This is a genomic window from Lysinibacillus sp. F12, from assembly GCF_057773605.1.
The window spans coordinates 57,457-75,392 of sequence record NZ_JBYMLP010000001.1 but is presented as its reverse complement, the minus strand read 5'-3'; the positions used below and the strand labels follow the sequence as shown (position 1 = coordinate 75,392).

The following is a 17,936-nucleotide window of genomic DNA, read 5'->3' as shown; positions in this document are numbered from 1 at the left end:
TTGGGCAACCTAATTGTTATTTTGAAAAAAACAGTTGTCATAAAAGATTCGAAACACTCGTTTACAAAACGGGTGTTTTTTTGTGGGGGAACGTTGATATATCAATGTTTGTTGTAGTGTATTAAGTTATTAAATATAACATGAAAGGTTGAGGGGAGAGGTAAGGAATAGTATGTACCCCAAATTGTACCCCAAAATCATCATGATTTGATTTCATAAGATTTTTCAAATGAATTTAAGGTGATGATTTTATCCATGAGGGTAGATACATGTATCTCATCTTTTTCGAATGAATGTTATTGATAGTGCATTTCCATAAATTAAGTGGCATGACAGCATCGATTAAAAAACAAAAAAATTAAAAATTGGGGTTTATTAGGTTGTTCATTACGTCAGTTAATATTTTGCCGTAGGGGATGGGCAATCGCATTGTTAGCCTACTTAAAGCAAAATTGAACAAAGTTTTAGAAATCATAATATACATAACCTGCTGTAAGTGAGCGACATAAAAATAAAGCCCGAACATTGGCAAGACACTTCAACATGTGCCTTGCGCAATGATTCGAGCTACAATACCTTTATTTGAATAATGTTTTACAGTGAAAATTTATCTATTTCTTTTCTTAGTTGCTCCGCGAATAAATTCAGGTCACGAGCTTTTTCTGATACGATGTTGATACTCTTTAATTGTTCTTGTGCAGATGCGGAGACTTGCTCTGTTCCAGCAGATGTTTCCACTGCCGACCCAGAAATATTGTGAATAGAGCTAATAATTTTCTCCTTGCTCTGATTCATTTCAGATGAAAGCTGCTGAACATCACGAGCAACTTCAATTGTTTGATCTAAAGCCTCTTTAATTGTATTGAAAATATTGCTAGTGTCTGTAGCTGCCTTTGCATTTTGTTCAACGATTTCAATGCTAGTTTTGATTTCCGTTACAGCACTTTTCGAAATCGCTTGAATGGCTGTAATTTTACTTTTAATAATTTCTGTTGCGTTAGATGTTTGCTCAGATAGCTTCCGAATTTCATCAGCAACAACTGCAAAGCCTTTACCAGCTTCGCCAACACGAGCAGATTCAATCGAAGCGTTAAGAGCAAGTAAATTTGTTTGGGAAGCAATTTCTGTAATTGTATTAACAATACTCGAAATGTCTGAAGATGTTTTATCAACTTCTTGAACAATTGTACTAACTTGCTGTGATGAATCGCGATTTTTTTCCGACCATATAGAAAGCTGCTGAACTGTATCTACACCTTGATTGCTTAAATCATCAATTTGAGCTGTCATTGTTGCAATTTTTTCAGTATGCTCAAATACACGGTCAATATTGCTTGAAAGCTGTTCTAATTGTTCGGCTCCTTTTTCGGTATCGTATGCCTGCTCCTCAGTGGATTTAGCAATTTCGCTAATCGCTATACCAATTTCATCCGTTGTTTGTACAGTATCATCTGCAATCTGTAAAAGTGTTGTAGATGATTCTACTAACTCATTGCTTGTACTTTGAATATTAACCGTTATATCTCTAAGGGCGGAACGCATGGCTGTGATGCCTTGAGCCATTTGTCCAATTTCATCTTTGTGATTCGATAGCTTTACTAATTCCACACTTTCATGGAAATCTAAATTTGCGGTTTGCTGTAGCGTATTTTCTAAACTTTTTAGTGCTCTAACGATACGATCAATAATCCACCACATTAAGCTACCAATAATTAAAAAACTAGCAATGCCAATAATGATTTGAAACATTAGAACAGGTTCAATAATGGATTTGATTCCACTTTCAGGGACTCCGATGTCCATAACACCATAAAGCTCACCATTACGGTAAATAGGTTCCATAATATCATACGTCCATATACCTTGAACTTCGGCATACCATCTTGTAAATTGTTTTACCCCTTTAGTGGCCCCTTCTATTGTGTAGTCATCCTCATAGACTTTATTTAACTTATTTGAGTCACTATGTGCAACAGCTTTGACATTTTTATCAATAATAATGGCGTATGTTACATTGTCCTGTTGTACTTTTGTATCAACTAATTTTTGTAGTTCAGGTATTGGATCTGTTTCAGCATTTAAAATTGTTTCGGCTTGTTTAGCCATTTCAAAAACTTGCTCTTGAGCCTTTTCTATTAGTACTTCTTGGCTCTTTTTATTAACAATCCATACAGCTAAGCCCGCATTAACAATGGAGGCTACTAATAGTAATCCCAGTGTGAAAAAAAGTAACCGCTTTTTAATGCTCTTCATGTTTTTTCCCCCTATACCAAAGTTTCAGTGGTTTAGCCTCTTCGTTGATAGTTAAATGTAAAATCTCTAATGAATTCAAGCAAGCTCAAAAATCTGGAATAAAGTTAATCGATATATAATGGATAGAGGCTTTACTACTGGATAACATACTAAAACTTTGGTAGATTTATCATACTTAAAAATAGTATTATATAAGGGAAATATAAAGTCAATACAGTTTGTGTAGAATAAAGACGAATTCTGTCTAAAAAACATTATTCTAGAATATGTTAAAGAGTGAAGCGTTAGGCCTCCAATGGCAGATAGTGAAGATACATTTTATCGATTTTAGCAGTTTATCTTTAATGTAAAAAAAAGCACATTCTAATCTTCCATAGAAACGTCCAGTTGGACAGGAACCATTGCAAAATGTATCCGCTTATTAAAGTGTTAGCGCCAGGAGTTTCGTTAACTATTCTATGACCTTGACATCTTTGGAGCACATTCGTTCATTTTTTATAATAATAGGGTGGGTAATCACTACTATAAGTACAACATGATATTCAATTAATGATAAAAGAATCCTACGGAAAAGAAGTCTGCTTTTCCGTGGGATTTTTTGTGTTGTGTTTGGTATAGAACCAGTATCTACAGCAACTTTGTGGAGTTGTAAAAAATACATACTCAATTAACAGAATATTCCAACTTTAAATAGAACCCGATTTTAGAGGCGCCAAAAGTTCCATCAATCTATCTAACAGTTTCTGATAATTTAAAGGTATCAGGATCATCTATAAAGAAGGTTTTATAGGGGGGATTTTCGTTATACCAGCAAGACCCTAAGTCATTCTCCGTAATGGGTATTTTTTTAATTCTTCACTTCCGATTTTTGTTCCACCTACCTTTCGATGGAGAGGTACAAGCTAAAGATGTTGGAACTAATAATTACATATATAAGAAAGGGATTGGTATCTTGAAGAAAATTTTGCTTTCTGGCTATTTCAGTATAATTTTTTGTATAGGTATATTGTACGTACCTGTGTCATTAAAGTGGGGGCCACATCTTGAATTTTATGATAAAAGGTATGTTCCTTTATGGCAATTACACACGCAGGAATTCCAAGTTGATGATTATTATCCAATTTATGAGCTTGATATGATAAGAATAATTTATGAAATTGGCATAGTAACTTTATTATTCTTAATAGTGTATTTACTATTAAAGGAAGTCTTTCTTAAAAATTCATAATTATAATTCTGAAAAATAGGGTGGTTAAACGGAAAAAAGCACCCTCAACATGAGCGTGCTTTTTATAAAACAAATGGTCACTGATTTAAATTTGGGATGAATTAAGAGCATTAACGGCTCTTGTTCATTTTACGGCTGCATCCTATTTTTAATATTTACATATTTTGTTACTCGAAGAAGATATTATTTTTTTAAATTATACTGCTCCCCCCAATCTCTCATCAGTTTGATTATTGGTTCGAGTGTTCGACCGAATTCAGTTAATGAATATTCTACTTTGGGTGGTACTTCTTTAAAGATTTCTCTATGGATTATGCCATCCTTTTCTAATTCACGAAGTTGTAACGTTAGCATTCTTTGAGTAATATCGGGCATTAAACGTCTAAATTCATTGAAACGCTTCGTCCCTGACATAAGGTGATATAAAATCACACCTTTCCATTTACCACCAATTACTGCGAGTGTTGCTTCAACTGGACATCCATAGGCATCCGGACAAGCAGTATATAAAGTTAAATTACTATTATCTGTCATAAGATAACCTCCAAAATATTTAGTATACAAATTGATACTATCCAACAAAAATGTGTGTACTTACATTAAATATATCATCGTATTATTATAGCTGATATAAAGAATTAAAAAATGAATGGAAAAGGAGCAATTTTAATGATGGAAAAAATGAAAGCTGTAGGTCTACATCAATACTTACCTGTTGATGATGCAAAGAGTTTATTAGATATACAAATAGAAAAGCCGGTAGCTAAGGATAGGGACTTATTAATTCAAGTAAAGGCTGTTTCAGTGAACCCTGTTGATTATAAAGTTAGATCTCCGAAAGAAAAATATGAAGAAATTCCTAAAATTTTAGGGTGGGATGTGGCAGGCATTGTCGTCGAGGCTGGTCCTCTATGTACATTGTTTAAACCTGGTGATGAGGTATATTATGCTGGTGATATAACTCGCCAAGGCTGTAATAGCGAATTTCATCTTGTCGATGAGAGAATTGTAGGTCATAAGCCAAAGTCATTAAATTTTGCAGAATCTGCCGCATTACCATTGACTTCAATTACTGCATATGAGGCCATTTTTGATAGAATGAAAGTTAGTCATTTTTCAAACGAAAATAAAAATAAAACAATTTTAATTATTGGTGCAGCTGGTGGGGTAGGTTCTATTGCAATCCAACTAGCTAAATGGGCTGGATTAACCGTTATAGGTACAGCTTCTAGACAAGAGTCACGCATTTGGGCTACTGAACTAGGTGCAGACTTTATGATCAATCACTATGAGGAATTTATTCCACAGCTAAAAAAAATAGGTTTTGAAGCAGTTGATTATATTCTATGTTTGAATTCGACACAAGAATATTGGGTCAATATGGCGGAGGCTATCGCTCCACAAGGAACAATTTGTTCTATTGTAGAAACAGATGAGCCAATGAATTTGACATTACTTAAAAATAAAAGCGCAACATTTGTGTGGGAGTTTATGTTTACACGATCTATGTATCAGACTGAAGATATGAATGAACAACATAAATTATTAAATAGAATAGCAATTCTAGTGGATAGTAATATTTTAAAAACCACAATAACTAAAATTCTATATCCCATTAATGCAGACAATTTGAGAAAGGCGCACTCTATTCTAGAAAATGGAAAAACCATTGGGAAAATTGTGCTTGAGGGTTTTAAATAAGCAATTGTGACTGCCTTTGTATGAGGCAGTCAATTTGCTTATTCAACTAATATGGAGGTAGGGAAAAGCATGTATCCCCAATTTTTTATAAGTGATGATTTCATCCATGAGATTAGAATGCATGTACCTTATCTTTTTAAAATGAATGTGCATAAACTTTATAAATCGTCTGAGGAGTATCTCCAACTAAACCGCAACTGTAGATATAGGAGTATGTACATGTTGAAACAACTTATAAAAAAATGGAAAAATCATTAATACCGGCATATGGTTCTTGATGTCTGATTTTGTCTTCTAAATTCTGTAAAGTATATCCTTGCCATTCTTCTAAATTACCTGTATTCCATTTTTCTTTAAATAATTGATATAAATAAATCTCTCTTATTTTTAAGAAAATAGGAATTTGTATAATTATATCCTTATGAAGCATATTTTCTGTTCTATAGCCTGCAAAAAAATTACTCATAAAGAGTTCACAAAAAGAATTTGTACTGTCATTGTATGAGCTATGCTGCCAATAAGCATGATAGAAAGCTACTGCAATATCTTGAGCATACCAATTAAAAGAGCAGTCATCAAAATCAATGATAGTTATACTACCTTCCTCATTAATAATGAAGTTTCCTTGATGATAATCATTATGAATAAGCCCGAAAGTATCAGGAGTAATCGTGTATGAAGTGAGACTGTGCCCCAGCTTTTTATATTTCTCGCTAATCCATGGTTCTAACTTGCCTCTAATATTAAATACATCAGGGTTTTCAACTTTCCATTCAGGACGTTCTATCGTTTGTAATTTGAAATCTTTGGATAGTGCATGCATTCTCCCCAAAATTTTACCAATTTTTTTAAACGTTTTTTCATTCCAGTGGGATTTATTTGTAACATCAATGTGATCTCCCTTCATAAATTCAAAATATGTTTTTACCCGTTCTTCCTCATATTCTAAAGGAGTTATTGGCTTGGGTACAAGAACACCTTTTTCATATAAAAAATTCATCCACGCTATTTCCTGTAAAACCATCTCCTTTGTTTTGTTCTTTTCAGAAATTCTAGCGATCTTTTCTTTGTCTTTGATATAAAAAACGTCGTTATTAAATCCTCCATTCAACCTCACACGGTTTTCTTGCATTTTGTTTCCTCCTTTTTAACTATCAATTTACGAGAACATTTTTTATTTAACATTAACCTAGTAACTTCTTTGTCACTTCTTTCGTATTAAATAATAAATTATGCGTCATAATAATAATGTACGATAAATATCCTTTTTTTTTCTTTCCTATTTAATAAAATGTTAATTAAATTGAAGAAATAGAATTTCGAGTGAAGGTACCGACAGACTTCGGTAGTATAGGAGGGGGGATAGGTGATGGTATTTACTCCAATTAAACCAATGCTTTTACATACGGGTAACACCAATGAAATAGTAAACGATGATGAAAATATCTTAAGGTTGCCTTATCCTTTTGACTAAACAAGATAATAGATTTTCTTGACCTAGTAATACTTTGACTGCTGAATTTTCTGAGTTATAGGATGTAGGACTTCTATATAGGAACCATACTGCATTTATTGATTGCGAAGGTGTTGTGCTTAGAAATGGTTACTGGTGTTAAATACTTAACTTACCATGGCAAGTTAAAAAAACAACAGCCAGCAGAGGCTGCAGGCTGTTGTTGATGCGTATTATTTTGAGTTGTTTTCATTTGCAAATCGACCAGAAGCAAATTTTTTGTTAGCTTCAGCTTGTTGGATTTGTTGTTTAATTTGATTAACATCCGTCTCCATACCAAATTCTTGGCTCATCGAGTTCGTTGAACCAGAAGCTTGGTTTTTGTTAGCTTCAGCTTGTTGGATTTGTTGTTTAATTTGATTAACATTCGTCTCCATACCAAATTCTTGGCTCATCGAGTTCGTTGAACCAGAAGCTTGTATTTTGTTAGCCTCAGCTTGTTGGATTTGCTGTTTAATTTGATTAACATCCGTTTCATTTCCAAATTCAACGTTCATTGCGTTGGGAGTTGCGTTTGGAATTTTTGAGTTAAAGTTTTGATTGTTGTTTGCCATTAAAAATCACCTCCTGAGTTTAGTTTGTACAGAAGGTGAATTAGTATCCGTTTTTTAGTGTGTTAAAAAAATATTATGGTGGTATATCAGGTCCACTTCAATGGTATGATAAAGCTTCAGCAAATTACACGAGATTGACAAGGTGAAATTTAAAACGTATATTGAAAAAGCCTTAAAGAGGCAGATACAACTTTTTCAGATGCCTGTAGAATAGCACGGGATTTCCCGGAATGTAACTATTTTTAAAGTTGTAATCATTCAAGTTATAAAAAAGGACGGATGTAATGAAATATAATAAAACAATTATGCTAAAGCTTATCAATGAACATCGAGCGTTGCATGATGAACTAAAAAAGCTAAAATCTGAAATGGGATTAGAGAAAAATTTCGCAGTAAAAGCTTTGTATCATTCATATGTGGCAGAAGATGGCCCTTATATGAAAGAATACCAGGATTTAGAGCGATTATAATAAAAGGCGGTACCACTAAAAAGCATGTTTTGGACAATCATTATTTTCAAAACATGCTCTTTAGATTTGTTCTCATATAAAGGAGAATAGGTACTTTATTATAACAAGTCATTCAATATGGATGGCTTGTTTGTTTTTGTCTTTTTTTGTAGGCGTCATAAGGAATGAGAACAACTGAACTTTCGAACAGTTTAGTGTCATACATAATAGAGGGTGACCAACAAAGCTAATTTAGTCAAATATAAGTCTTAAGACTGATATGGTATAAGCCTATCAATGTATTTACGAGCCTTATAAAACTAAGATATTCTATTTATAGGAAATGTTTCTTGGTTTTGGGAAATGAAAATCTTAAAATCAATCATACCTATCTAAGGAGGGAAATTTTTCATGAAGAAAAAATTATCTGGGGTGTTAGCTGCTACATTAGCGTTAACGATTAGCCTACCAACAGGAGCTCTGGCGGCTTCTGGCAACAATCAGTCTACGGTTTTGGTTAGCCAGGAAGTTGCTAGCCAAGCTCTGCAAAAAATTGCGGCAGAGAAGGCTAATCTACTCATTAAGTCTTATGAGACAACAAGTGTACAGTATGCGCTAATTGATAATGGTCATATTATTGTGTCGGGTCAGACTGGGAAGAACGATATGAAAGGAAAACAGCCGTTGACTAAAGATACCCTATATGGAATTGGTTCAGTCAGTAAAATGTATGCAACGGCGGCTGTGATGAAATTGGTCGATGAAGGAAAAGTTGATTTAGATGTTCCTGTCGTTCACTATGTTCCTGATTTCAAGATGAAAGACGAGCGTTACAAACGCATTACGCCACGTATGCTGCTGAACCACTCATCCGGCTTGCAAGGTACTGGGTATGGTAATAGTTTTTTATTTGACGATAATGATACCTTCGCCCATGACAACTTGTTGCAACAATTGTCCACCCAAAGCTTAAAGGCGGACCCAGGTGCATTCTCGGTATACTGCAACAACGGCTTTACGTTGGCTGAGATTATGGTGGAAAAAGTAAGTGGTATGAGCTTTACTGAATTTATACATGATCGGTTTACAAAACCCTTAAAGCTAAATCATACGAAAACACCGCAGGACAAAGAGGAAAACGATAAGCGAGCTGGACTTTATTTTCCTACGTACCATGGGCAACTTCCTGCTGAATCGGTGAATGTGATTGGTACGGGAGGGATCTCTTCCACAGCAGAAGATATGGTACGATTCGCACAAATATTTATGGGACAGGGACAAGGAATTCTCTCTGATAAGGCAGTCAAGGCGATGGAGCAAGAAGAATATAAAAAAGGAATGTGGCCAGAGGATGGAGCCAATATCATCAACTATGGTCTTGGCTGGGATAGTGTGAAGCTATATCCATTCAGTGAGTACGGGATAAAGGGCTTAGCTAAAGGTGGCGATACAGGACTGCAACATGCTTCATTGGTCGTACTTCCTGAACAGAAGATGGCTGTGGCTGTATTGTCATCGGGCGGTAGCAGCTCTACAAATCAAATGATGGCGACAGAAATATTGCTCGCTGCGCTTAAGGAGAAGGGCACGATTAAGGAGATTAAGCCGAACAAATCCTTTGGCAAGCCAGTCAAGGCCAAGATGCCTCAAGACATAGTAAAGAAAGCAGGTTTTTATGGCAATAGCTTCAGTCATTTTAAAATAAAAATTACGAACAATGGAGAACTACTTTTACCAGCTATTTCTGAAGAAAAATATGTATATACTGCGAATGGAAGCTTTATTAATGAAACAGGTACCTCCAAGTTCAACTTCGTCACAGAGAAGAATGGCCGAACATATTTGGTGGAAAGCACATTTATAACTTTACCAGGTTTAGGTCAAGTAGCGGTTACTCAATATTTAGCCGAGAAATTAGAAGACAATGTGTTATCGAAGGAAACCGCTGCCGCATGGGCAAAGAGGGAAGGCGTTAAGTTCTATCTCGTCAACGAGAAATTTAGTTCTGCTCAATATCTCTTACCAATGATGCTTACCACACAAATTACTCGCGATGAAGAACTAAAGGGCTATTGGAATGGCAGAAAAATTACAGGTCCAAATACAGCCGCGCATCAGCTTCAGATCCCTGTGATGGCAGGCCGTGATACAACAGAATCTCGTTTCTATACAGAAGGCGGTAATGAATATATGGAGATGTCCGGATTAATATATGTCAGTGGATCCAACTTGAAATCACTGCATGCAGGCCAATCATCCAAAGTTAAGCTGCAAGCAAATGGGCATGCGGAATGGTTTACGATCCCTCAAGCAGCAGCAGGGAAAACAATGACTGTGGAGCTGCCAGCAAAGAGTTCGTTTGCCGTGTATGATGAGGCCGGACAATGCGTCAACTTTACAATTGTGAGCGGCAATAACAAAGTAAAGCTGCCGAAAAACGGAACGGTTGTATTTGCTGGTGCGCCGAACGCGGAAATGGCAATTACGTTGAATTAACTACTCCATTATGTGTGCCATAAACTATGTAGAAGATTATAAATCATACTCAAATGAAAGATAAAATGTAGGGATTCGCCAAAAAATGGCGAGTCTCTTTCCTTTTTAATGATTTTTAACTGTCTATACATAGGAAGAATAATAGGCTCATCTTATGTCGTACAACGGGGTTACTCGCATTAGATTGGCTCCAATTGTTGCTTCGGACATTTTCCTATTATGCGCAGAGGCTGATGATTCTAGTAAGTAATGCGGAGGATGCAAAGTTTATAGGGGACGTGGGAGAGAGCTAGAGCAAATTAGGCATTTGCGTAGGTCGGCTAAGTAAAGAATTGAAACATAAGATGCAGTAAAAATCTACAAAAAATAATTCTTACGGCATAGTGTAGTTTTATAAAAAAGATTGATCGTTCATAATAAAGGTTGATTAAAAATCCTATGCTGATATGCACGATTTTTTTGTTCAATAAACTGGTCATATTATTGAATAACAATTTTTAAAGATATATTTCCAAACGACGCTTTGGTAACTTTATTTGCTTATTTAGACTTGGCTCTTTATTCTTAATAAAGGTTAAACAAGTAACAAGAGGGGCGATAAATAGTGAGGATTCAAGAAGTAGAAGGTTATTTGAAAGGAAAAATAAATGTTGATACAGATTCAGTAGCGTCTATTTGGACAACATTTAAAGAATTTTGTGAGGAAGATATTGTAGGAGAAGATGAAAAGGAAATTTTATTCGAATGTGGTACTTACCGTAAAGAAATGTTTCATTTTTCGTTTGTACGCCAGTTTACTGAATACGAAGATGATGAATATTTAGGAATGAGCCAGCTTCATTGCAAACTATTATTTACTCCTATTGATGAATTTAAAAAATTACAAGTTACAGAATGGTCAATGGATTTTGAAAGCTTAGATGAATTTTTTAGACATATAGAAAATCTTAAAGTATTTAAAAATATAGTTAATTTAAAACCTAAAACAGTTCAAATTTATCAAGATGAATGTTAAGAAGTTGAGCTGTATATCTGTACATCCAATAACGAAATAACGTTCCCAAATAAAAGTTTGGGTAGACACATAAGCCAAGAAACGCTGTAAAACAAACGTTACTTGGCTTTTTCATTGGATATTGTTTATACATTTTTTATACAAAGGTATATAAAGAGAGTTTACAATAAGACTTTTCAAAATTTTGCAGAAAACATTGTAGGGGTGTTATATGAATAAAAACCTGTATATGGAGACTTTCTAAATCTGTATTCTTCTCAATCCATTATTACAATTGCTGGTGGTTTAAGTGAAACCATCTTCAACAATCGTGCGCGATTGTGGAGCAACACAGGTAATAAATAATCAAACTTTTTTATAAAAACCTAACTTCAAACTGCTAAAGAAAATCCCTTTTGATTAATCTTTTTCAAAAGGGATTCTACTTATTTAACGTAAAATAAGGGTTTTCGAGGTATTTTTGCTCAAACTTTATTGCCAAGCAACACTTATAGAACATTAAATAGTCGTTGATGTGTGGATCAGGTGTTGGTGGATATACTCATTAACTTGATCAGGTCTATCTAAATTAGTTGCGTGATGGGCATTTTTAATTATTTTTAACTGTGACTTTTTAATCTTTATATGTAGATACTCTTGTTGTCTTTGAATCATCGTATCGTGGTCACCATGTAATAATAAGGTAGGACAATTTACTTTTCCTAATTCATGGCCACTTTCCATTCTCGATACGGCATTCCAAATTCGAATCCAATTTTTATAAGACATTGCTGCAACTGTGGAATAAATATAGTGTTTATTTGCTTCGTTAAACTTTGATAGTGTATGTGCCTGTATTTTTGCTAGAAGTGACATTGGAATGAATAAGCTAGAAAATCGATTAACAGGAACTAGTATCTTTTCATACCAATTAAATTTGTTTGTGAAGGGGGTCCCTATTAATGTAAGTGATTTTACGTAATCTGGATAGTGAATGGCGGCTTGTAAAGAAATATGTCCACCCATTGATAAACCACATAAATGGGCCCGTCTAATTTTTAGATGATGCATCAAACCAATTAAATCTTTAGTGAAATCTTCAGCATCTACCTTCCCGTTCGGAAGAGATGAAGCTCCATGACCACGAACATCCCAGGTGATGGTTTGATAATATTTAGAAAAATAATCCACTTGTTTATCCCATTGCTGATGGTCCCATGATGCACCATGAGTAAAAATTAATGGCTCTCCATGTCCTTTTGTTTCATAATACAAATCTACATTATTAATTGTACATTTTGGAATGTAAAACACCTCTCATTTATCTAAGATAATCGTGACTAAATGTTAACATAAAAGTGATTGTCAGAGAAAATATTCCCATTTTACTGCGCCCGATAAATGTGTTAGCGGCAAGACATACATAACCAGCAGATGTTTTACAGATTAGGTATAGAAATTAAAACAAAAGGTTTTTTGGGAATTATATCCATGTTATTAGTTGTATTGTATAATCAAAGATACAATATCTAAAAGGTGATGATTATTTTGCTAACTATATTACAAATTATTTTTTCAATCATAGTAGTATCACTCTCAACTTACGGAATTATCACAGACGATTACCAGTTGAATTTTTTAATGATATTCTTCTTAGGATTATTGATGTTAATTTTAGGGATTAAAGAATTTCAAAGAGAGCAAAAAGTTTATGGTTGGCTTTTTATCGGAGTATTTTTATTGATAGAATATGTATTCATTCAAACTTTTTTATGATTTATTATATCCTATGCACATAGACAAGGTACTACTGCTTTTGCTTTGAAACCTGCATCCAAAAGCAAGAGAGCAACGTTTGGTGGGGCTATGAGAGTGAAAATGGTAGAATTAGATTCCAATTCAATGACTCTTACATTATTATGAAGTATGGGAGATATTAATACCCCCTTCATCATATATAGCAACGGAGGACTATCATGACACCAGAGCATATTGTTAAGAAATTTTTTGAAGAAGTACGTTCAGGCAAAAATCCCGATTACGCAACTGAATTAATGGCAGACCAAGTACTGGCACACCAAGTTATTTCAGAAGAAGAATTAACGGTTAAAAGAACGCCAAAAGATTATGCTGACCATGTAAAAGAAATGGTAGAAGCGTATGGCAATTTTTCATTAGAAATCCAAGAATTTATTGTACAAGATCATAAAGTATATGTACGCTGGAAACAAGTTGGGACGCATGTTGGCGAGGTCGATGGATATGAGCCAACGAAGCTTCCAGTGATAGAAATAGCAAGCGCAGTTTATAGAATTGAAAATGGAAAAATAGCAGAATATTGGATTCAAATTGATCGTGCTGGTATTGAAAACCAACTCAAACGAAATCAAAGTATTTAACATCCTTCGGGGTGTTTTTATTTTGCCCTGAAGAGTGGGGAAATTTACTAAGGTGTATTGTTGAATAATCTTAATAAACGGAGTCGGACCTAATGGTGGAATTACATTTATTTGTAAAAATATTCTAATGTCCACTTTGCAAATTCTTTATTAATATAGTTATACCCATTTCAGTCTAATTACCGATAGCATTTTAAGTGATTTTCCTTTATGGTTAATAGGTCGTAAAAGACACTATCAGGAATATCCTGCAAATATTGAAATGATAGGTGGAAAACAATGAATTATCAAGTATTATTATATTACCATTACACAACGATTGAAGATCCTGCTGAATTTTCAGCAACGCACTTAGCCATGTGTAATGAAATTGGTTTAAAAGGTCGTATTTTAGTAGCCAATGAGGGCATTAACGGTACTGTGTCAGGTACGATTGAGCAAACAGAGCAATACATGGCAAACATGCAAGCTGATCCATTATTTGAAGGCATAGTCTTCAAGATGGATGCGGCAGACGGACATGCATTCAAAAAGATGCACGTACGCCCACGACCTGAGTTAGTAAACTTAGGCTTAGAAGAAGACGTAAACCCACATGAATTAACAGGTCGCTACCTGTCACCAGAACAATTCCTTGCTGAAATGCAAGATGAAAATACAGTAGTATTAGATGTGCGTAACACCTATGAATACGATGTCGGCCATTTTCGTGGTGCGATTCGACCAGAAGTAGAAAACTTCCGTGATACACCGGAATGGGTACGTGCAAACCGCGAGTTATTCGAGGGAAAAAATGTTTTAACCTATTGCACGGGTGGGATTCGTTGTGAGAAGTTTTCAGGCTGGATGAAACGTGAAGGCTTTGGCAATGTCGGTCAATTACATGGCGGTGTTGCAACATACGGAAAAGACCCTGTAGCAAAAGGTCAATTATGGGACGGAAAAATGTATGTATTTGATGAGCGTTTAACGGTGCCCATTAATCAAGTAGAGCATGTGATTATTGGTCGTGATCATTATGACGGTGAACCCTGTGAACGTTACATTAACTGTGCAAACCCTGAATGTAACAAGCAAATCATTGCTTCTGAAGAAAATGAAGCAAAGCATTTAGGTGGCTGTACAATCGAATGTACCAAGCATGCGCGCAACCGTTACATCGTGCGTCACCATTTAACAGAAGAGCAAGTAGCTCAAACGATTGAGGCGTTACAAGCAGAAGCATGAAGAGCTGTCTAAGTCTACAAAACTTCATGAAATATTTTTCATAATCTCTATAAATCTTATAGAGATATTTAAAACACTCGAATGAAAGTGTTCAAACTATCCATTTCAAATGGGACTAGTTTGCTCGCTTACGTCGGGTGTTTTTTCTTTGGTATGGAATCATAATGGACTGAGGAAGAGGGGAATAGAGCTGAAACCGTTTAAAGAGAATGATCACAGGGTATTCAAAACATGTAACAGGATTTAGTTAATGCAAGCTCGCAATCATTCACCGTATATTGCTTTTATAAAAGCTTCATATCTTTTCTTATCACTATTTTTTTTGAGATGTCTCTCCCAATGACAACTTCCCTTAAATAGTTGTAAAGTATGTTGATGCATCATGTTATATTTTAAATAAAGGGGTATATATGATGAACTTTGAGGAAAATCAACATTTACATGTAGGATTTTACGATAATGGTTTTGATTTAGAAGGAATATTTTTAAAGGTGGAAAACTTGGATAAATGGTGTTTATTTTTCAATTCTACATTTTATAATATGACAATGAAAAATAACTATGATTTGTTTGATACTCACTTTGGCTATATGGTTCGGGAATATGAAATCAAAGAAGTGGATTTAACCTATGAGAAATCTAGTAAGTTATTTAAAGAATTTTTGCTAGAAGAGGGATTAATCTAATATTTTGGTTAAGGAGGATGCTTTCTTTTTGGATATGTTATGTTCTCCAAACCAACGCTTCTTTAATGTCTTTTGAATTTTTTAACAGGACAGCTAGAGGTGACAGCATTAAGAGAATCGGTCGTTTTTTAGCCACAATTGTTATAGCCTTGGATTATAAGAAAACATTGGTTTTTTGATAGTTAAATGAACATACATTATAAACAGTAAATTGCCTCCACCTTTGCTACATACACATAAAGGAGAGGAAAGCCATTATTTCTTCGTTAAAAGAAATAATGGCTTTTATTTTAGGTAACTTAGGTACGAGCATACCCAAAGCAACTTACCTTTAGTAAAATAAAATTTGAAGAGAAATTTGTCAATGAACTATAGACTAGAGCTACCTAACATAAGTGATGGTGAAGTCTTTATACTGTGATGTTGTGATTTAATTAGTATGGATAATTATTATGAAAATGTTAATAGGAATGGGACTAGAGGGCAATGGTAGGATGGTCCAAAGATTTTTAATAGGAGGGGTTTATATGTTTATTCCAAAATATTATAAAATAACAGATATGAAAGAAATTAATGAATTTATTAACATGAATTCATTTGCAACAATTGTGGCGATAAGTAAGGGGAGACCTATTGCATCTCATGTCCCATTGCTGCTTAATCAAGATCAGGATGACTATTACCTCACGGGTCACTTAGCCTACGGCAATCCTTTATGGAAAACTTTCGAGAATACGGATCAAATTTTAACTATATTTAATGGTCCACATGCTTATATTTCTTCGTCATGGTATGAGCAAGAAAATGTCCCCACATGGAATTATCAATCCGTTCATATTTATGGAAAAGCAAGTATGATAGATGGAACGGAATTAGAACAGGACTTAACAAAATTACTTGAAAAATATGAAAAATTTCGTGAGAATCCTGTCTTGTGGGAAAAGCTTTCTCCTATCATGTTACAAAAAGAAATAAAAGGAATAAAAGGATTTAAAATCAAAGTAGAAGAGGTTCAGGCTGCCTATAAATTAAGTCAAAATCGAAATAATACGGATTACGCAAATATTATAAAAGAGCTATATAAAGAAGGCGACCCACATGCTTCTGCAGTGGCTGAAGCAATGAAGAAAAACAGACATGACTAAAACAAAGGGCAGAAACGAGGTATTAAGAACGTTCCTGCCTTTAAAATTACTTTTAATTAGTGATTTCATCGATTAATAATCAAAAAGGCTGTCCTATTAATTATTAAAATTATTTAGCTGATTTAAAAAACGGAGCCATTGTATATTGAAAGTGACCTCATAATTTAATTTATATGTAGAATAGAGGCAAGATAAAGTGCAAAAGGGGTGTAAGTATGTGGTGGAAACTTAAAAAAATGATTGATGATGAACAACAAATTGTTTACAGGTATAGTCGCGAAAGTGATGAGTTGGATGGAGAAATTGCGTTTAATAGAGAAACTAATACGTTCCATTGCCTAAACTTAGCAAGTGGTGATACTGAAAGAGGAGTTGAACGGTTCTATCCGCATTTATGGAGAACAATTAGTAAAGAGAATGCGCCAGATGAACATTTTATAGCAATTGGTTAACAGTATTTAGAAAGAAGATAGAGTGAAAATAATCATTCTAATTTATTAAAGCATCCTCTAATGATGAGCCACCTCATAAGTTTGCGACATAAATCTGGGGAGTATATAAATAAACAAACAAAACAAAGCAGTTCAATGATGGATGGACCTAATACTATAAGTGTAATTGCGTGTTCCTTTTAGAGAAACATCAGGTCATAGGTATTTGAATTCCCAGACAGTTGAGCTGTGAGCAATGAACATTAAAAAAAGGGTCCATTTTTAGTGGCGACCCTTTTATGGTAAATGTAGTAATGGAAGTAGATAAGCATGTTATTTTAATTCGAAGAAGGAAGGTAATTGGGAGACTTTTTGTTATTGTCAACATAAGACGTTAAATTAATGAACATCACTAGCGCCTTGTGCCGACAATCATTAAAAGTATGAATAGGACAATGATTAGTGCGAATGATAAATTATCATGTTTGCCATAGTTGGTACCCATAATAAATCCCTCCCCTCTATCATCTAGAATATGTAAAGCTAGAGATGGGAGAGATGCTATTCATCTAATATCAATCCCTTTTTTTGAAAAAATTAGTCATGATAGTATGTTGACTAGGATCGTATGTATGTTAAGTAAATAGAAGATTGCTGAAATCGGTCGCTTAGTGCTGGAATATGAATCGATTATGTCAATTTCTGCGCTTACCCGGGAAATTTTTTTCTTATTTCCTAGGGAAGGAACCTAATACATAAGGGAAATATACATCATTAGATGTTGAAATAGTGGCGGATAAACAAATTACCGAGGAAATAAGACTGTACATGGAGCCTAATCTTATAGGGATATGATTGCT

At 34.5% G+C, this 17,936-nt stretch carries 16 protein-coding genes; 10 read left to right on the top strand and 6 right to left on the bottom strand.

Annotated features, from left to right (window positions below; all coding sequences use genetic code 11):
- Positions 1 to 594 precede the first annotated feature (594 nt).
- Together AC3CH7_RS00415 and AC3CH7_RS00410 are read right to left on the bottom strand one after the other, a co-directional pair.
- Positions 595 to 2,253, bottom strand: coding sequence for a methyl-accepting chemotaxis protein (locus AC3CH7_RS00415; RefSeq protein WP_012294270.1), 1,659 nt, complete (start codon positions 2,251 to 2,253; stop codon positions 595 to 597).
- Positions 2,254 to 3,664: 1,411 nt separating this feature from the next.
- Positions 3,665 to 4,015: a winged helix-turn-helix transcriptional regulator gene (locus AC3CH7_RS00410; protein ID WP_012294272.1), complete on the bottom strand. Its 351-nt coding sequence runs from the start codon at positions 4,013 to 4,015 to the stop codon at positions 3,665 to 3,667.
- 111 nt (positions 4,016 to 4,126) lie between these two features.
- Between AC3CH7_RS00410 and AC3CH7_RS00405 the strand changes: the two genes are divergently transcribed.
- A complete protein-coding gene (locus tag AC3CH7_RS00405) occupies positions 4,127 to 5,182 on the top strand; it encodes a zinc-binding alcohol dehydrogenase family protein (protein WP_012294273.1) in 1,056 nt (351 codons plus the stop codon).
- A 232-nt stretch (positions 5,183 to 5,414) separates the two neighbouring features.
- Here AC3CH7_RS00405 and AC3CH7_RS00400 read toward each other — a convergent pair whose 3' ends face one another.
- Both AC3CH7_RS00400 and AC3CH7_RS00395 read right to left on the bottom strand, forming a co-directional pair.
- Positions 5,415 to 6,314: a phosphotransferase enzyme family protein gene (locus AC3CH7_RS00400; RefSeq protein ID WP_281486510.1), complete on the bottom strand. Its 900-nt coding sequence runs from the start codon at positions 6,312 to 6,314 to the stop codon at positions 5,415 to 5,417.
- A gap of 554 nt (positions 6,315 to 6,868) precedes the next feature.
- Entirely contained in the window at positions 6,869 to 7,249 is a 381-nt protein-coding gene (locus AC3CH7_RS00395; RefSeq protein WP_289449053.1) for a gamma-type small acid-soluble spore protein, read from the bottom strand.
- 284 nt (positions 7,250 to 7,533) lie between these two features.
- Between AC3CH7_RS00395 and AC3CH7_RS00390 the strand changes: the two genes are divergently transcribed.
- The 3 genes from AC3CH7_RS00390 to AC3CH7_RS00380 all read left to right on the top strand — a co-directional run bounded on the left by AC3CH7_RS00390 (position 7,534) and on the right by AC3CH7_RS00380 (position 11,209).
- A complete protein-coding gene (locus AC3CH7_RS00390) occupies positions 7,534 to 7,719 on the top strand; it encodes a hypothetical protein (RefSeq protein WP_012294276.1) in 186 nt (61 codons plus the stop codon).
- 390 nt (positions 7,720 to 8,109) lie between these two features.
- Complete coding sequence (locus AC3CH7_RS00385) at positions 8,110 to 10,194, top strand: serine hydrolase domain-containing protein (RefSeq protein WP_289449052.1); 2,085 nt, start codon at positions 8,110 to 8,112, stop codon at positions 10,192 to 10,194.
- Positions 10,195 to 10,798: 604 nt separating this feature from the next.
- A complete protein-coding gene (locus tag AC3CH7_RS00380) occupies positions 10,799 to 11,209 on the top strand; it encodes a hypothetical protein (protein WP_036215994.1) in 411 nt (136 codons plus the stop codon).
- A 498-nt stretch (positions 11,210 to 11,707) separates the two neighbouring features.
- Here the strand turns inward: AC3CH7_RS00380 and AC3CH7_RS00375 are convergent, their stop codons facing one another.
- Complete coding sequence (locus AC3CH7_RS00375; RefSeq protein WP_416277765.1) at positions 11,708 to 12,502, bottom strand: alpha/beta fold hydrolase; 795 nt, start codon at positions 12,500 to 12,502, stop codon at positions 11,708 to 11,710.
- A 225-nt stretch (positions 12,503 to 12,727) separates the two neighbouring features.
- Between AC3CH7_RS00375 and AC3CH7_RS00370 the strand changes: the two genes are divergently transcribed.
- The 6 genes from AC3CH7_RS00370 (at position 12,728) to AC3CH7_RS00345 (ending at position 17,097) form a co-directional block, all read left to right on the top strand.
- Positions 12,728 to 12,964, top strand: a complete 237-nt coding sequence (locus AC3CH7_RS00370; protein WP_230586158.1) for a DUF3953 domain-containing protein — start codon at positions 12,728 to 12,730, stop codon at positions 12,962 to 12,964.
- A 200-nt stretch (positions 12,965 to 13,164) separates the two neighbouring features.
- Positions 13,165 to 13,587, top strand: coding sequence for an ester cyclase (locus AC3CH7_RS00365; RefSeq protein WP_012294281.1), 423 nt, complete (start codon positions 13,165 to 13,167; stop codon positions 13,585 to 13,587).
- 279 nt (positions 13,588 to 13,866) lie between these two features.
- Positions 13,867 to 14,814, top strand: a complete 948-nt coding sequence (gene trhO / locus AC3CH7_RS00360; RefSeq protein WP_012294282.1) for an oxygen-dependent tRNA uridine(34) hydroxylase TrhO — start codon at positions 13,867 to 13,869, stop codon at positions 14,812 to 14,814.
- 413 nt (positions 14,815 to 15,227) lie between these two features.
- Positions 15,228 to 15,500 (top strand): DUF3986 family protein, encoded by a 273-nt coding sequence (locus AC3CH7_RS00355; RefSeq protein WP_031419674.1) that lies wholly within the window; start codon positions 15,228 to 15,230, stop codon positions 15,498 to 15,500.
- Positions 15,501 to 16,027: 527 nt separating this feature from the next.
- The gene (locus tag AC3CH7_RS00350) at positions 16,028 to 16,645 is read left to right on the top strand and encodes an FMN-binding negative transcriptional regulator (protein ID WP_031419676.1); all 618 of its coding nucleotides are present in this window, start codon (positions 16,028 to 16,030) and stop codon (positions 16,643 to 16,645) included.
- Between the two features lie 215 nt (positions 16,646 to 16,860).
- A complete protein-coding gene (locus tag AC3CH7_RS00345; RefSeq protein WP_012294285.1) occupies positions 16,861 to 17,097 on the top strand; it encodes a hypothetical protein in 237 nt (78 codons plus the stop codon).
- 391 nt (positions 17,098 to 17,488) lie between these two features.
- On the opposite strand, the gene AC3CH7_RS00340 is transcribed toward AC3CH7_RS00345, so the two are convergent.
- Positions 17,489 to 17,581, bottom strand: coding sequence for a YjcZ family sporulation protein (locus AC3CH7_RS00340; RefSeq protein ID WP_080695193.1), 93 nt, complete (start codon positions 17,579 to 17,581; stop codon positions 17,489 to 17,491).
- Positions 17,582 to 17,936: the final 355 nt, after the last annotated feature.

Bases quoted from the DNA above. Each gene is read 5' to 3' on its own strand.
- AC3CH7_RS00365 (WP_012294281.1), top strand. From the start codon at position 13,165: ATGACACCAGAGCATATTGTTAAGAAATTTTTTGAAGAAGTACGTTCA.
- AC3CH7_RS00390 (WP_012294276.1), top strand. From the start codon at position 7,534: ATGAAATATAATAAAACAATTATGCTAAAGCTTATCAATGAACATCGA.
- trhO (WP_012294282.1), top strand. From the start codon at position 13,867: ATGAATTATCAAGTATTATTATATTACCATTACACAACGATTGAAGAT.
- AC3CH7_RS00385 (WP_289449052.1), top strand. From the start codon at position 8,110: ATGAAGAAAAAATTATCTGGGGTGTTAGCTGCTACATTAGCGTTAACG.
- AC3CH7_RS00350 (WP_031419676.1), top strand. From the start codon at position 16,028: ATGTTTATTCCAAAATATTATAAAATAACAGATATGAAAGAAATTAAT.
- AC3CH7_RS00415 (WP_012294270.1), bottom strand. From the start codon at position 2,253: ATGAAGAGCATTAAAAAGCGGTTACTTTTTTTCACACTGGGATTACTA.
- AC3CH7_RS00410 (WP_012294272.1), bottom strand. From the start codon at position 4,015: ATGACAGATAATAGTAATTTAACTTTATATACTGCTTGTCCGGATGCC.
- AC3CH7_RS00345 (WP_012294285.1), top strand. From the start codon at position 16,861: ATGTGGTGGAAACTTAAAAAAATGATTGATGATGAACAACAAATTGTT.
- AC3CH7_RS00395 (WP_289449053.1), bottom strand. From the start codon at position 7,249: ATGGCAAACAACAATCAAAACTTTAACTCAAAAATTCCAAACGCAACT.
- AC3CH7_RS00355 (WP_031419674.1), top strand. From the start codon at position 15,228: ATGAACTTTGAGGAAAATCAACATTTACATGTAGGATTTTACGATAAT.
- AC3CH7_RS00340 (WP_080695193.1), bottom strand. From the start codon at position 17,581: ATGGGTACCAACTATGGCAAACATGATAATTTATCATTCGCACTAATC.
- AC3CH7_RS00400 (WP_281486510.1), bottom strand. From the start codon at position 6,314: ATGCAAGAAAACCGTGTGAGGTTGAATGGAGGATTTAATAACGACGTT.
- AC3CH7_RS00405 (WP_012294273.1), top strand. From the start codon at position 4,127: ATGAATGGAAAAGGAGCAATTTTAATGATGGAAAAAATGAAAGCTGTA.
- AC3CH7_RS00370 (WP_230586158.1), top strand. From the start codon at position 12,728: ATGATTATTTTGCTAACTATATTACAAATTATTTTTTCAATCATAGTA.